General features: G+C 76.7%; 18 protein-coding genes. 6 read left to right on the plus strand and 12 right to left on the minus strand.

What is annotated here, in order from left to right; all coding sequences use genetic code 11:
• Entirely contained in the window at positions 1-1,518 is a 1,518-nt protein-coding gene (gene guaB / locus ACI8AB_RS03815) for an IMP dehydrogenase (RefSeq protein ID WP_456949027.1), read from the minus strand.
• A 210-nt stretch (positions 1,519-1,728) separates the two neighbouring features.
• Here guaB and ACI8AB_RS03820 point away from each other — a divergent pair, with 210 nt between their 5' ends.
• Positions 1,729-2,121 carry a DUF5319 family protein gene (locus ACI8AB_RS03820; protein ID WP_456929458.1) on the plus strand — a complete coding sequence of 131 codons (393 nt, stop codon included), beginning with the start codon at positions 1,729-1,731 and terminating at the stop codon, positions 2,119-2,121.
• Between the two features lie 64 nt (positions 2,122-2,185).
• Here the strand turns inward: ACI8AB_RS03820 and ACI8AB_RS03825 are convergent, their stop codons facing one another.
• The gene (locus ACI8AB_RS03825) at positions 2,186-2,920 is read right to left on the minus strand and encodes a response regulator transcription factor (RefSeq protein ID WP_456949028.1); all 735 of its coding nucleotides are present in this window, start codon (positions 2,918-2,920) and stop codon (positions 2,186-2,188) included.
• Between the two features lie 244 nt (positions 2,921-3,164).
• Between ACI8AB_RS03825 and ACI8AB_RS03830 the strand changes: the two genes are divergently transcribed.
• A complete protein-coding gene (locus ACI8AB_RS03830) occupies positions 3,165-3,464 on the plus strand; it encodes a WhiB family transcriptional regulator (RefSeq protein ID WP_387987654.1) in 300 nt (99 codons plus the stop codon).
• Positions 3,465-3,594: 130 nt separating this feature from the next.
• On the opposite strand, the gene ACI8AB_RS03835 is transcribed toward ACI8AB_RS03830, so the two are convergent.
• The 3 genes from ACI8AB_RS03835 to groES all read right to left on the minus strand — a co-directional run bounded on the left by ACI8AB_RS03835 (position 3,595) and on the right by groES (position 6,383).
• On the minus strand, positions 3,595-4,104 hold the full coding sequence (locus tag ACI8AB_RS03835) for a hypothetical protein (RefSeq protein WP_456949029.1): 510 nt from the start codon (positions 4,102-4,104) through the stop codon (positions 3,595-3,597).
• Positions 4,105-4,325: 221 nt separating this feature from the next.
• Positions 4,326-5,969: a chaperonin GroEL gene (gene groL, locus ACI8AB_RS03840; RefSeq protein WP_456949030.1), complete on the minus strand. Its 1,644-nt coding sequence runs from the start codon at positions 5,967-5,969 to the stop codon at positions 4,326-4,328.
• 105 nt (positions 5,970-6,074) lie between these two features.
• Complete coding sequence (groES, locus tag ACI8AB_RS03845; RefSeq protein WP_110005357.1) at positions 6,075-6,383, minus strand: co-chaperone GroES; 309 nt, start codon at positions 6,381-6,383, stop codon at positions 6,075-6,077.
• A gap of 183 nt (positions 6,384-6,566) precedes the next feature.
• Between groES and ACI8AB_RS03850 the strand changes: the two genes are divergently transcribed.
• From ACI8AB_RS03850 to ACI8AB_RS03860, 3 genes are read left to right on the plus strand one after another with little or no spacing between them, the layout of a single operon-like run.
• Complete coding sequence (locus ACI8AB_RS03850) at positions 6,567-7,781, plus strand: THUMP-like domain-containing protein (RefSeq protein WP_456949031.1); 1,215 nt, start codon at positions 6,567-6,569, stop codon at positions 7,779-7,781.
• Positions 7,782-7,813: 32 nt separating this feature from the next.
• Positions 7,814-8,056 (plus strand): RNA polymerase subunit sigma-70, encoded by a 243-nt coding sequence (locus ACI8AB_RS03855; RefSeq protein WP_387987661.1) that lies wholly within the window; start codon positions 7,814-7,816, stop codon positions 8,054-8,056.
• On the plus strand, positions 8,056-8,541 hold the full coding sequence (locus ACI8AB_RS03860; protein WP_456949032.1) for a Clp protease N-terminal domain-containing protein: 486 nt from the start codon (positions 8,056-8,058) through the stop codon (positions 8,539-8,541). The genes ACI8AB_RS03855 and ACI8AB_RS03860 overlap by 1 nt, the downstream gene beginning before the upstream one ends.
• Here ACI8AB_RS03860 and tsaD read toward each other — a convergent pair.
• The 7 genes from tsaD to ACI8AB_RS03895 all read right to left on the minus strand — a co-directional run bounded on the left by tsaD (position 8,531) and on the right by ACI8AB_RS03895 (position 13,220).
• Positions 8,531-9,568 (minus strand): tRNA (adenosine(37)-N6)-threonylcarbamoyltransferase complex transferase subunit TsaD, encoded by a 1,038-nt coding sequence (gene tsaD / locus ACI8AB_RS03865; RefSeq protein ID WP_456949033.1) that lies wholly within the window; start codon positions 9,566-9,568, stop codon positions 8,531-8,533. The two genes, ACI8AB_RS03860 and tsaD, sit on opposite strands and share 11 nt — an antisense overlap.
• Complete coding sequence (gene rimI / locus ACI8AB_RS03870) at positions 9,561-10,028, minus strand: ribosomal protein S18-alanine N-acetyltransferase (protein ID WP_387987665.1); 468 nt, start codon at positions 10,026-10,028, stop codon at positions 9,561-9,563. Before rimI ends, tsaD begins: the two co-directional genes overlap by 8 nt.
• 73 nt (positions 10,029-10,101) lie before the next feature.
• Entirely contained in the window at positions 10,102-10,737 is a 636-nt protein-coding gene (tsaB, locus tag ACI8AB_RS03875; RefSeq protein WP_387987667.1) for a tRNA (adenosine(37)-N6)-threonylcarbamoyltransferase complex dimerization subunit type 1 TsaB, read from the minus strand.
• Between the two features lie 11 nt (positions 10,738-10,748).
• Positions 10,749-10,871, minus strand: a complete 123-nt coding sequence (locus ACI8AB_RS03880; protein WP_456949034.1) for a hypothetical protein — start codon at positions 10,869-10,871, stop codon at positions 10,749-10,751.
• Between the two features lie 441 nt (positions 10,872-11,312).
• On the minus strand, positions 11,313-12,056 hold the full coding sequence (locus ACI8AB_RS03885) for a hypothetical protein (protein ID WP_456949035.1): 744 nt from the start codon (positions 12,054-12,056) through the stop codon (positions 11,313-11,315).
• Positions 12,057-12,129: 73 nt separating this feature from the next.
• Positions 12,130-12,579, minus strand: coding sequence for a tRNA (adenosine(37)-N6)-threonylcarbamoyltransferase complex ATPase subunit type 1 TsaE (gene tsaE / locus ACI8AB_RS03890; RefSeq protein ID WP_456949036.1), 450 nt, complete (start codon positions 12,577-12,579; stop codon positions 12,130-12,132).
• A complete protein-coding gene (locus tag ACI8AB_RS03895; RefSeq protein ID WP_456949037.1) occupies positions 12,576-13,220 on the minus strand; it encodes a uracil-DNA glycosylase in 645 nt (214 codons plus the stop codon). The genes tsaE and ACI8AB_RS03895 overlap by 4 nt, the downstream gene beginning before the upstream one ends.
• Here ACI8AB_RS03895 and ACI8AB_RS03900 point away from each other — a divergent pair, their 5' ends adjacent.
• Positions 13,221-13,874 carry a TIGR04222 domain-containing membrane protein gene (locus ACI8AB_RS03900; RefSeq protein WP_456949038.1) on the plus strand — a complete coding sequence of 218 codons (654 nt, stop codon included), beginning with the start codon at positions 13,221-13,223 and terminating at the stop codon, positions 13,872-13,874.
• The last annotated feature ends 3 nt before the right edge of the window (positions 13,875-13,877 follow it).

Raw genomic sequence — 13,877 nt, forward strand, 5'->3', positions numbered from 1 at the left:
TCACCGCCCCCGGTAGTTCGGCGCCTCGACGGTCATCTGGATGTCGTGGGGGTGGCTCTCCACGAGACCGGCCGAGGTGATCCGGGTCAGCTGCCCGCGGTCCTGCAGGTCGGCGACGGTGCCGGCACCGGCGTAGCCCATCGACGCGCGCAGGCCGCCGACGAGCTGGTGGGCCACGGTCGCCAGCGCGCCGCGGTAGGGCACCTGGCCCTCGATGCCCTCGGGGACGAGCTTGTCGTCGGAGAGGACGTCGTCGGCGAAGTAGCGGTCGCGGCTGTAGGACTGGTTGCCGCGCTTCTGCATGGCGCCGAGGGACCCCATGCCGCGGTAGGTCTTGAACTGCTTGCCGTTCATGAACACCAGCTCGCCCGGGGCCTCCTCGACGCCGGCGAACAGCCCGCCGATCATGACGGTGTCGGCGCCGGCGACCAGCGCCTTGGCGATGTCCCCGGAGTACTGCAGGCCGCCGTCGGCGATGACCGGGACGCCGGCCGGCCTGCAGGCGAGGCTCGCCTCGTAGATGGCGGTGACCTGCGGGACGCCGACGCCCGCGACCACGCGGGTGGTGCAGATCGAGCCGGGGCCGACGCCGACCTTGACCGCGTCCGCGCCGGCGTCGACCAGCGCCTGCGCGCCGGCGCGGGTGGCGACGTTCCCGCCGACCACCTGCACGCCGCCGTCGCCGCCGAAGTCCGCCCGGACCCGGGCGACCATGTCGAGGACGGCGCGCTGGTGGCCGTGCGCGGTGTCGACGACGACCACGTCGACCCCGGCGTCGACCAGCAGGCCGGCCCGCTTGTAGGCGTCCTCGCCCACGCCGACCGCCGCGGCGACGACGAGCCGGCCGTCGGCGTCCTTGGTGGCGTTGGGGTACTGGTCGCGCTTGACGAAGTCCTTGACGGTGATCAGGCCGCGCAGCCGGCCGGACTCGTCGACGATCGGCAGCTTCTCGATCTTGTGCTGGGACAGCAGCCGCAGCGCGGTGTCGGGGTCGACGCCGACCGGGGCGGTGACCAGCGGCATCTTCGTCATGACGTCGCGCACGAGCCGGTTCTGGTCGGTCTCGAAGCGCATGTCGCGGTTGGTGACGATGCCGACCAGCACGCCCTCGTCGTCGACGACGGGCGCGCCGGAGATGCGGTAGCGGGCCGACAGGGCGTCGACCTCGGCGAGGGTGTTGTCCGGCGAGCAGGTGACCGGGTTGGTGACCATGCCGGCCTCGGAGCGCTTGACCAGGTCGACCTGGCCCGCCTGCTCCTCGGCGGCGAGGTTGCGGTGCAGCACGCCGACGCCGCCGACGCGCGCCATGGCGATCGCCATGCGGGCCTCGGTGACGGTGTCCATCGCGCTGGAGACCAGCGGCACGGCCAGCCGGACGCCGCGGGTGAGGCGGCTGCTGGTGTCGACCTCGGCGGGGACGACGTCGGACTCACCGGGGATGAGCAGGACGTCGTCGTAGGTCAGGCCGAGCGGGGCGAACTTCGCCGGCAGCTCGGGGATCCGTTCGTCGGGCTGCATGGTGCCGCCACCCTCTCCGTCGGCTTCGCCCCCGGCCGGGCGCGCGGGAACCACTCCCGATCGTAGGCCGGGCGCTCCGGCGCCCGGGACGCCGCCGGGCGCTGGGCGTGGGAACCGTCGGCGCGGGCGGCTACCGTGGTGCCCCGGACGGGCGAGCCCGCGCGTCCGGGCCGGGACGCCCGCGCCGCCAGCACGAGGGAGGAGGCACCCGTGAGTCCCTTCGACGACGCCCCGGGGCCCGACTTCGACTCGCCGTCGGACCCGCCACCGCTGTCGATGGAGGAACGGGCCGGCGTCCTCGACGACCTGGCCGAGCTCGAGGTGTTCCGCACCCTGCTCGAGCCGACGGGGATCAAGGGCATCGTCGTCGACTGCCCGGACTGCGACGAGGAGCACCACGTCGACTGGGCGCTGATGCAGGCCAACCTGCGCCAGCTCCTCGAGGAGGGGCAGACCGGTCGGCACGAGCCGCCGTTCGACCCCGACCCCGACGACTACGTCAGCTGGGACTACGCCAGCGGCTACGCCGACGGGGTGGCCGCGATGGCCGAGCGCGAGGAGCCCGGCTCCGGCCGCACCGGCCGCCACGCCAGGGACGACTAGGCGAGGACGCAGCGAGGGGCCCCTCCGGATGCCGGAGGGGCCCCTCGCTGCGTTCTCGTGCGGATCAGCTCATCATGCCGCGGCGGAAGCCGGTGGCCACGGCCTCGGCGCGGTCCTTCGCGCCGAGCTTGCGGAACAGCCGGCGGGCGTGGGTCTTGATGGTGTCCTCGGACAGGTAGAGCTCCCGGCCGATCTGGGCGTTGCTCTTGCCCTGGCTCATCCCGGTGAGCACCTGCATCTCGCGCATCGACAGCGTGACCGCCGGCGCGGCCTCGCGGACGGGGGTGCTCACCACCCGCGGCCCGGCGCCGTTGAGCGGCGTCACCCAGGCCGGCACGGGGGCGCCGACGGAGTTCAGCGGCACCGGGGCGGGCGCCGGCTGCGGCGGGCGGCCGTCGGCGCGCAGGCCGACGCGGGACAGGCCGAGGCCCATCTCCAGGGCGCTGGCGTCCCAGCGGAGGTACCCGCGGGCCCCGACGGCGACCGCGGCGCGCACCGTCTCGGCGTCGTCGGGCGCGCCGAGCACGAGCACCGGGACGGTGGGGTGGGTGCGGATGACCTGCGTGGCGACGGTCAGGCCGGTGTCCACCGCGCGCTGCGTGCCGACCAGCAGCACGTCGGGCTGGCGGGTGGCCAGGCGCTGGACGAGGGCGGCGGCGTCCCCGACGACCTCGACCCGGCCCACGAACGGCAGGGCCACCAGGCGCGCGGCGACGTCGTCGCGGACACGACGGCGCTCGTCGTACACCCACACGGTCGTGGCCCCGTGGCCCGGACCGCGCATCCTGTCGTCGATCACGTGGTTCTCCTCGTCTCCCCCGGCCGTGGAGGGCACCCGGGTCCCCACGACCCGGAACGGCTACGGCCTGGAACGACCATGACCGGCGGGAACGGGACACGACACCCGTGATCACCCTGCGGGGGGAGACGCGGACCGGGAAAATGTCCGATCCCCCTGTGTTTGACCGCGGGACCCCTCGGGCACCGGCTCCCGTGCGACCGGACCGCCCCCTCCGGCTCGCACCGAGCCGAGGAGGACCGACATGGCCGACATCCGCCGTCTCCCGACGCCCGTTGCCGAGGTGTGGGACTGGCAGCTGCACGGCGCCTGCCGTGGTGAGAGCACCGCGCTGTTCTTCCACCCCGACGGCGAGCGCGGTCCCGCCCGGGCCCGTCGCCAGGCCGCGGCCAAGGCCGTGTGCGCGAAGTGCCCCGTCGTCGAGGCCTGCCTGAAGCACGCCCTGAGCGTCCGTGAGCCCTACGGCGTCTGGGGCGGCATGAGCGAGGAGGAGCGGGCCCGGCTGATCGCCGCGGAGCCCGCCGCGGTCGCCGCGGGGGTCTAGAGGGGAGGACCCCCTCCTGCCCACCACTCGCAGGCTCGCGGCGGGACCCTGCAGGGGGCCGCACCCGGCACACTCGCGAACGAGAGGGCCGGTCCAGCAGACGCTGGACCGGCCCTCTCGTCGTCTGCCCCTAGGCCGTGCGCTCGGCGGCCATCAGCTCGTCGTGCACCCAGGTGCTCCCCCGGTCGTGCGACGTCTCCGCCGACCAGGTGAAGGAGTCCGGGCGGACGTCGGTGAAGCGCCAACGCAGCCACGGGTCCTCCTCGTCGCTGAGCAGGACCACCCCGCCGTCCTCCGTGGGCCGGCCCACGAAGCGCCGGACGCGCCCGTTGACGGGTTCCACCCAGGTCGAGCGCCACGTGCCCGGCGCGTGCGGGTCGGGGAAGCGGACCGTCGTCCCGTGGAACCCCCGCGGCGGGACGCCGGCGCCGGGCTCTCCCCGACCGGGGACGATCCACACGTCCTGCACCGCGCGGCCGCCGAGCACGCGGCCGACGTGCAGCTCGCCGACCGCCGTCGACCAGGAGCCGTCCGGCTCGAGGCCCCGCCAGTGCAGCCGCCAGGCGCCCTCCAGCCGCCCGAAGAGCCCCAGGTCATCGGGCCCCTCCGGCGAGGGGTCGTGCAGGGCGTCCGGGAGCATCGGGTCCTCCTCCGCCGGTCGGTCGCGGGGACGACGGTGCCGCGCCGGCCCGCCGCGCGTCCAGGGGGCGGACAGCGAGAGGGCCGGTCCAGCGTCTGCTGGACCGGCCCTCTCGTCGTGCGGTGGCCGTCCTGGCTCACCGCCGCGCGTCCTGGCTCACCGTCGGCGGTGGGCCAGGACGCAGCACGATCAGCTCAGCTGATCGTGCGCGGCGGCGCCGTTCAGTGGCTGTGGCCGTGGCCGTGCGAGTGGCCGTGGGTGTGGTGCCCGGCCCCCGCGTGCTCGTCCTCCTCCTCCGGCGCCTCGACGACGGCGGAGTCGGTGGTGAGCACCATCGCGGCGATCGACGCGGCGTTGCCCAGCGCGGCCTTGGTGACCTTGACCGGGTCGATGACGCCCTGGGCGGCCAGGTCGCCGTACTCGCCGGTGGCGGCGTTGAAGCCCTGGCCCACGCCGAGGTCGCGGACCTTGCTGACGACGACGCGGCCCTCGAAGCCGGCGTTGTCGGCGATGCGGGCCAGCGGGGCCTCCAGGGCGCGCTTCACGGCGCGGGCGCCGGTCAGCTCGTCACCGGTGAGGTCCAGCGCGTCGATCGCGGCGGCGGCGTGCACGAGAGCCGAGCCACCACCGGGGACGACGCCCTCCTCGACCGCGGCCTTGGTGGCGGCGATGGCGTCCTCGATGCGGTGCTTGCGCTCCTTGAGCTCGACCTCGGTGGCCGCGCCGACCCGGATGACGCCGATGCCGCCGGCCAGCTTGGCCAGCCGCTCCTGCAGCTTCTCGCGGTCCCAGTCGGAGTCGGTGGCCTCGATCTCGCGGCGGATCTGGGCGACCCGGTCGGAGATCGCGCCGGCCGTGCCGCCGCCGTCGACGATCGTCGTCGTGTCCTTGGTGACGGTGACGCGGCGGGCGGTGCCGAGCACCTCGAGGCCGACCTGGTCGAGCTTGAGGCCGACGTCCTCGCTGACCACCTGGCCGCCGGTGACGACGGCGAGGTCGGTCATGAACGCCTTGCGGCGGTCGCCGAAGTAGGGCGACTTGACCGCGACGACCTTGATCGTCTTGCGGATCGAGTTGACGACGAGGGTGGACAGCGCCTCGCCCTCGACGTCCTCGGCGACGATCAGCAGCGGGCGGGCCCCGTTGCCGAGCACCTTCTCCAGCAGCGGCAGCAGGTCGGCCAGCGCGCCGACCTTGCCCTGGACCAGCAGCACGAGGACGTCGTCGAGGACGGCCTCCATCGCCTCCTGGTCGGTGACGAAGTACGGCGAGAGGTAGCCCTTGTCGAACTGCACGCCCTCGGTGACGTCGAGGTCGGTGGAGAGGGTGTTGCTCTCCTCGACGGTGATGACGCCGTCCTTGCCGACCTTCTCCATCGCCTCGCCGATCAGGCGGCCGACCTCGGCGTCCTGCGCCGAGATGGTCGCGACGCCGGCGATGGCGTCCTGCTCCTCGACCGGGGTGGCCACCTCGTCGAGGGCGGCCCACACGGCGTCGACGGCGGCGCGCATGCCGCGGCCGAGGCCCATCGGGTTGGCGCCGGCGGCGACGTTGCGCATGCCCTCCTTGACCAGGGCCTGCGCCAGCACGGTCGCGGTGGTGGTGCCGTCACCGGCGACGTCGTTGGTCTTGGTGGCGACGTTCTTGGCCAGCTGGGCGCCGAGGTTCTCGTACGGGTCCTCGAGCTCGACCTCGCGGGCGATGGTGACGCCGTCGTTGGTGATGGTCGGGACGCCGAACTTCTTGTCGAGGACGACGTTGCGCCCGCGCGGGCCGAGGGTCACCTTGACGGCGTCGGCGAGCTTGTCCACGCCGCGCTCGAGCGCGCGGCGGGCGTCCTCGTTGAACTTGATGATCTTGGCCATGGGGCCCTTCCGATCAGATCGCTACGGGGTGAGACGGCGACCGCCCCGGGACCCGGTCATTCGGGTCGCCGGGGCGGTCGCTTCAGGCTGAGCGGGGAAGTGTCGTCACTTCTCCACGACGGCGAGCAGGTCGCGGGCGGAGAGCACCAGGTACTCCTCGCCGGCGTACTTGACCTCGGTGCCGCCGTACTTCGAGTAGATGACGACGTCGCCGACGTTGACGTCGAGCGGCACGCGGTTGCCGTTGTCGTCGATGCGGCCGGGGCCCACGGCGATGACCGTGCCCTCCTGCGGCTTCTCCTTGGCGGTGTCCGGGATGACCAGGCCGGAGGCGGTGGTGGTCTCGGCCTCGTTGGCCTGGACGACGACGCGGTCCTCGAGCGGCTTGATGTTGACCTTGGTAGCGGTCGTCACGAGGTGACGCCCCCTTCGGGATCGAACGGCGGGTGGTCTCTCATGCTGTGGCACGGGGGCCGGGCCTGCCGTCGCGGGGATCAGGCGCCTGCCCGTGTCGGTTGGCACTCTACCCATGAGAGTGCCAGCCCCTCAACCGGGTCGCCGGGTCGGGCGACGCCGCCCTGCGGGAGGCTGGACGCCGTGCCCGACGACGCCGGCCCGGTCGCCCTCCTGCGCACGCCGGAGGGGACCGCGGCGACCGCGCGGGCGGCGGCCCTGCTGGCGGAGGGGGCCGACGTGCTCGCGGGCGTGGCCCGGCTGCGTGCCGAGGTCGGCCCGGAGCTGGCCGGCCCGGCCTGGGAGCTGGCCCGGCTGCGCGCCCGGGCCCGCCCGGTGTTCGGCACCGACGCCGACCGGCTGTTCCTCACCGCCGACACCCTCGAGCAGGCCGGCCGTCCCGAGCTGGCCGCCCGCCGCGCCGCCCGGTTGCTCGCCGACGGCACCGACTCCGCCGCCGACCTCGGCTGCGCGGCCGGGACGGACACGGTCGCGCTGGCCCGGGCCGGTGCGCGGGTGCTCGCCGTCGACCGCGACCCGGTGGCCCGGGAGCTGACCGCCGCCAACGCCGCGGCACTCGGGGTGGACGACGACGTGTGGGTGGTCGCCGGCGACGTCGTCGAGCTGGTGGACGCCGCCCGCGGTGGGGAGGTGGCCGGCTGCGGGGCCGCCGTCCTCGACCCCGCCCGGCGGGCCGGCGGGCGGCGGCTGCTCGACCCCGACCGCTGGTCCCCGCCGTGGTCGACGGTCGCCACGCTGCTCGACCGGGTGCCGCGGGCGGTGGTGAAGGTGGCGCCCGGGCTCGACCACGACCGGGTGCCCGAGGGCGTCGAGGCCGAGTGGGTGTCGGTGCGCGGGTCGGTCGTCGAGGCGCTGCTCTGGGGCCGCGGGGTGTCGGGGGTGTGGCGGCGGGCGGCCGTCGTCCGGGACGGCGCGGTGCACGAGCTGACCGCGGACGCCGACCCCGGCCCCGCCGACACCGGCCCGGTCCGCGGGTGGCTGCACGAGCCCGACCCCGCCGTCATCCGGTCGGGCCTGGTGTCGCTCGTGGCCGCGGAGCTGGGCGCCACGCTGGTCGACCCGACGATCGCCTACCTGACCTCCGACGCCGCGACCGACTCCCCGTGGGTCACCTCGTACCGCGTCGACGAGGTGCTGCCGTTCAACCTCAAGAGGCTGCGGGCACTGCTGCGGACCCGGGGCGTGGGCCGGGTGGTGGTGAAGAAGCGCGGCTCGGCGATCGAGCCGGAGACCCTCGCGCGACAGCTGCGCGGGCCGGGGAGCGGGACGGCGACCGTCGTCGTCACCCGGGTGGCCGGCGCACCCACGGCCCTGGTGTGCGCCATCAACCCGGGTTGACGGGGCCCGCTCATCAATCTAGGTTGACGAGCGTGGCGGTCGGACGGGTCGACGTGCCGGGTCCCGAGGACCCGGAGGAGGCGCTGGCCGCCGTCGTCGCCCTGCGCCGGCTCGCGGGCCGGCTCGAGGTGGAGGCGGTGGTCGAGGCGGTCGGCCGGGGCTGGACGTGGGCCCAGGTCGGCGAGGCGCTCGGCATCAGCGCGCAGGCCGCCCACAAGAGGTTCGCCCCCGAGGTCCGCGCGCGGCGCGGGCACCGACCAGGAGGAGAGAGCTGATGGGGATCGCCACCGCGGTGCGGGACCTGCGGACGGTGGAGGCGCTGCTCACCGGCGCCGAGGCCGAGGCACGCGGCAGCGGGGAGGCGACGCCCGGCCCCGAGCACCTCCTGCTCGCGGCCACCGCGCTCCCCGACGGCACGGCCGCTGCCGCGCTCGCCCGGGTCGGCACCGACGCCGAGCGGCTGCGCGCCGCCGTCGAGGCCGCGCACACCGCCGCGCTCGCGTCGGTCGGGGTCGGCGCCGCGACCGGCGGGCCGGCGCTGCGCGGACCCGCCACCGGCCCGATGCGCTCGACCCCGCAGGCGCAGCAGGTCTTCCGGACGGCGGTCGCGGCGGCGAAGGCGGCGCGCTCCCCGCTGCGCGGCGCGCACGTCGTCGCCGCGGTGTGCGACCTCGAGCGCGGCACGGTCGTCCGCGCGCTGGCCGACCTCGGCGTCGACCGCGCGCGGCTGCGCGACGCGGCCCGCGCCGTCAGCGGCTGACGACGTCGATCGGCAGCGAGCTGTCGGCGCCCAGCTCCGGCGCCGACGGCCCGACGCCGGCGGCCACCAGCCGCGAGCCGAGCGCGGCGACCATCGCGCCGTTGTCGGTGCACAGCCGCGGGCTGGGCACCCGCAGCACGATCCCCGCCGCCGCGCAGCGCTCCTCGGCCAGCGCCCGCAACCGCGAGTTGGCCGCCACTCCCCCGCCCAGCACCAGGTGGTCGACGCCGTGCTCGCGGCAGGCCCGCACCGCCTTGGCGGTCAGCACGTCGGCGACCGCCTCCTGGAACGACGCCGCGACGTCGGCCACCGGCACCGGCTCCCCCGCCTTCCGCCGGGCCTCGACCCACCGGGCGACGGCGGTCTTCAGCCCGGAGAAGCTGAAGTCGTAGGGCGCGTCGCGGGGGCCGGTGAGCCCGCGCGGGAAGCCGATCGCCGCCGGGTCGCCCTCGCGCGCGGCCCGGTCGATCGGCGGGCCGCCGGGGAAGGGCAGGCCCAGCACGCGCGCGACCTTGTCGAAGGCCTCGCCGGCGGCGTCGTCGATCGTGCGACCCAGCGACTGCACCTCCTGGGCGAGGTCGGGCACCAGCAGCAGCGAGCTGTGCCCGCCGGAGACCAGCAGCGCCAGCGACGGCTCGGCGAGGCGGCCGTGCTGCAGCTCGTCGACGGCGACGTGCGCGGCCAGGTGGTTCACCCCGTACAGCGGCTTGTCCAGCGCGAGCGCGTACGCCTTGGCGGCGGCCAGCCCGACCAGCAGGGCGCCGGTGAGCCCGGGCCCGGCGGTGACGGCGACGGCGTCGACGTCGGCGGCGGACACCCCGGCCTCGGCCAGCGCGCGGTGCACCGTCGGGACCATCGCCTCCAGGTGCGCCCGCGAGGCGATCTCCGGCACGACCCCGCCGAAGCGCTCGTGCTCGGCCATCGAGGTGGCCAGCGCGTCGGCGAGCAGCGTGTGCCCGCGGACGACGCCGACGCCGGTCTCGTCGCAGGAGGTCTCGAACCCGATGACCAGCGGCTCGTCAGCCACGGAGCCTCTCCCTCCTCATCACGACCGCGTCGGTGTTGCTCGGCTGGTAGTAGCCGCGCCGCCGGCCGATCTCGGTGAACCCGCGCCGGCGGTAGAGGCCCTGCGCGAGCTCGTTGTCCGCCCGCACCTCGAGCAGCACCACCGGGCTGCGCCGGTCGGCCTCGGCGAGCAGCGCGTCGAGCAGCCGCGCCCCGATCCCCTCGCCCTGCCGGTCGCGCGCGACGCCGATGGTCGCCACGTGCGCCTCGTCGTCGTAGGCGATGAGCCCGGCGTAGCCGACCACGGCCCCCTCGTCCCCGTCGTCCGTGTCGACGGCGACCAGGTAGTGGCGGGTGTCGGTGCGGGCGAGCTCGTCGCGGTACATCGCGCGGGTCCAGGTGTCGGGCGCGAAGAGCTCCTCCTCCAGCGCGAGGACCGCGTCGAGGTCGGCCAGCCGCATCGGCCGCAGCCGCACGCTCACCGGACCTCCTCGCCGGCGCTCGTCGGCCCGGCGACCGCCGGTGCTCCGCCCCCGCGCGGGCTCGCGAGCCCGCTCACGTGGTGGTCACCGGCTTGAACGACGTCGGCGGGACGGCGTCGGGGCGGCGGAGGTAGAGCGGCACCAGCGGCCCGGCCGACGACGGGTCGTCGAGCAGGGGCGCCGCCGCGCGCAGCAGCCCGGCGGTGGTCACCTCGGCGGGCTCGACCGGCGCGCCCAGCCGGTCGGCGAACCGCGGGTCGCCGACCAGCGGGCCGGGGAGGCCGGCCTCCTCGGGACGGACGACGCCGGGACCGTCCACCCGCGCGCCGGCGTCGTCGTAGGCGGCCCAGTAGACCTCCCTGCGGCGGGCGTCGGTGACCACGGTGCGGCGCCCGGAGCCGACCGCGTCCAGCGAGCAGACCCCGACCGCGGGGACGCCGCGCGCGTCGGCGAGCGCCGCGGCGGTGACGACGCCGACCCGCAGGCCGGTGAAGGGCCCGGGGCCGAGGCCCGCGACGACGGCGCCGACGTCGGCGAGGGTCAGCCCGGCCGCGGCCAGCGCCTCGCGGACGGCGGGGACGAGCAGCTCGGCGTGCCGGTTGCCCGAGGGCACCGCCCGCTCGGCGAGCACCTCGACGGCGCCGGCCGTGCGGCGGGCGACCCCGGCGACGAGGGTGGGGGTCGCGGTGTCGAGGGCGAGGACGAGCACGACTCGCCAGGTTAGACCGACGGCTCGTACACGACCTCGGGGCCGTCGACCTCGTCGACCTGCTCCCCCACCTCGAGGAAGCCGAACGGGAGCGCGACCGCCCGCGACGCCGCGGTGCCCGGCGCGGTGCACACCCGGGCGACTGCGACGCCCGGCGCGCGCCGCGCCCGGTCCAGCAGCAGGGTCGGGGCCGCCCGCGCGCAGCCGCGGCGCCGGTGCTCCGGCAGCAGGGCGAGCCGACCTCCACCGTCCCGCGGGTCTCGGGCGGGCCGTGGACGTCGCCGGTCACCCACGCGGCGGCCGGCGGGTCGGCGGCCACCTGCGCGGCCCGCATCCGCCACACCGGCGGCCAGTCCGGGGCCGCGAACGCCGGCGGCGGCGGGACCGGCGCCGGGGTGGTGTCGCCGTCGGCGAGGGCCGCGAGCACCGGGCCGCTCAGCGCCGGCACCTCGACCCGCGGCGTCACGGCGACCGATCCGGACAGCTCCCGCGACGTCCGTCCACACCCGCACGGTGCCCGGGCGGGACGGGCAGGAGGTCCGAGGACCGGCGGCCCGCCGGCGTGGGGTCGCCGGTCAGCAGGCGAACTCCTGGTCCTCCGGGACCACCGTCCAGAGGTCCTCACCCGCGTAGTCGGTGTAGAGGTTGGCGATGTACGGGCCACTGGAGGTGTACCTGCCGACCCGCGCGGTGTGGCCGTCGGACCAGACGATCGTGAAGGCCATGACGTACGTGCTGCCGTCGAAGGTGCACGACTTGCCCGTCAGGCTCACCCAGGAGTCGACCCGCGGCTGCGGCGCGGGAGCCGGGGCGGGAGCAGGAGCGGGGGCGGGGGCCGGCGCGGGGGCGGGAGCCGGCGCCGGGCGGGAGGGCGTCGCCGCAGCGCCGGAGGAGCCCCGCGCCGGCTGCGGCGGGGCGGTCTGCCGCGAGGCACCCGTTGCGGCCTCGCCGGCCGCCTGCTCGGCAGCGGCCTGCTCGGCGGCGACCTGCTCGGCGGCGACCTGCTCGGCGGCGACGCGCTCGGCGGCGACGCGCTCCGCCTCACGGACGGCGGCAGCGGCGGCCTCCTGCTCCACGGCGAGGCCGTTGACGGTCGGCGGGGCGGTCGCCGGCGCGGACGGGGTGACCGTCGCGGCGTGCGCGGCGGCGCCGACACCGGCGTCCGCGCAGCCCGCGGTGAGCGTGACGAGCCCGGCGGCGACGGCGGCGGTCGTGACCCGGCGCAGGAGGCGGCGGCCCGCTGCACCCGGATCGCACCCGGTGGGCGCGCCGGTGGTCGAGGGACCGCGGTCGGCGGAGGGAGCGGAGGTCGTGGACACGGGGAGCACGTCCGCTCATCGGCAGGGTCCGGCTGTGACTGAAATCCGCCCGATCCCGATCCGGGAAGGGTCCTCAGCCGTCGAGGCGCGCCTCCCAGCCGGGGCCGTGCGGGACCAGCACCGCGGTGCGGACGTCGTCGTCGCGGCGGTCCAGCCGGACCTCGAGGTGCTCGTCGGCCAGCCGCTCGACCAGCCCGGCGCCCCACTCGACCACCGTCACCGACTCCTCGGTGGAGGCGTCGAGGTCGAGGTCGTCGACGTCGGCCACGCTGCCGAGCCGGTAGGCGTCCACGTGCACCAGCGGGAGCCGCCCGCCGCGGTGCACGCGGGCGATGACGAAGGTGGGCGAGGTGACCGGCTCGGCCACCCCGAGCGCGGCCCCGAGGCCCTGGGTGAGCGCGGTCTTGCCCGCCCCCAGCGGCCCGGTGAGGACGACGAGGTCGCCCGGCCGCACCACCGCGGCGAGCTCCGCGCCCAGCGCCCGGGTGTCCTCGGGGGTGGGCAGCTCGTGCTGGCGTCTCACGGGGCCAGGCTCCGCGCCACCGAGGTGAGGTCCTCGAGCAGCCCCGCCCGCGGCGCCCCGGCCGGGCCGAACCGGATCGCCGCCGACGGGTGGTAGGTCGCCCAGACCGCGCGGCCGCCGACGTCGTGCGGGCGGCCGCGGGCCTCGGCGAGCACGGTCCGCGGCCCGAGGAACCACTTGGCCGACGACAGCCCGAGCGCCACGACGACGGGCGGGTCGAGCAGCTCGAGCTGGCGGCGCAGCCAGCCGCTGCAGCGGGCCACCTCGGAGGTCTTCGGCGTCCGGTTCCCGGGCGGCCGGCACTTCACGATGTTCAGCACCGCGGCCTCGGCGCGGTCCAGCCCCGCCTCCGCGAGCAGCAGGTCCAGCAGCTGCCCCGACTTCCCGACGAAGGGCCGTCCGGTCTCGTCCTCGTTGGCGCCGGGCGCCTCCCCGACCAGCGCGAACCGGGCCCGGCCGCGCACCGGCGGGTCCCCGACGACGACGTGCTGCCGGGTGGCGGCCAGCTCGGGGCAGGCGACGCAGGGGGTGGCGGCCGCGGCGAGCTCCGGCCAGCCGGCGGCCGCGGCGGCGGTGCGGGCGACCTCCTCGGCCATCGCCCGGGTCTCGGCGTCGAACCGGGGCGGACGGGGGGCGGCCACGTGCCGACCCTACGGGGGCCGCTGCGGCCGGGCCTCCGGGCTTCCCTCCGCGGCCCGGGAGCCTCACCCTGTGCTCGGGACCCCGCGCCGGGAGGAGCCGCCATGACGCCGCAACCGGACGTGTACGACGTCGCCTGCCTCGCCGGCGGGACGCAGCGGGTGGTCGACACCGCGCTGGTCGCCCTGGTGGTCACCGGCCGGGTGCGCGCCGTCGCCCCGGGCGAGCTGCAGGTGGTCTCCCCGCGGCGCCGGCACCCGGTCGAGGCCGCGGTCCTCGACGCCGTCGGGGCGCGGGGCCGCCGCTCGGTGGAGACCGTGCGCTGGCGTGCGCTCGGCGACGACCGGGTGACCGAGGTCGTGCGTCGGCTGCGGCACGAGGGGCTGCTCGGCCGGCTGCTCGGCCCGACCGCCGCGGGCCGGCGGCTGCTGCGGGACGCGCGGGCCGGCGACGGCGACCCGGTGCGGCGGGTGGCGCTCGACGGCGTGCAGCGGCTTCCCGACCCGGCGCTGCGGGCGGCGGTGGTGGAGCCCCCGCGCCGTCCGGTCGTGCCCGGCGCCGGGACGCCGTGGGAGCTGACCTTCGCCGACGGCTGCGAGGCCGCCCACCGCACCCGCGAGGAGCTGATGGGCCGCCTGTACGACGCCCGCGGCTGAGGG

This window comes from Geodermatophilus sp. SYSU D00698 (assembly GCF_054050335.1).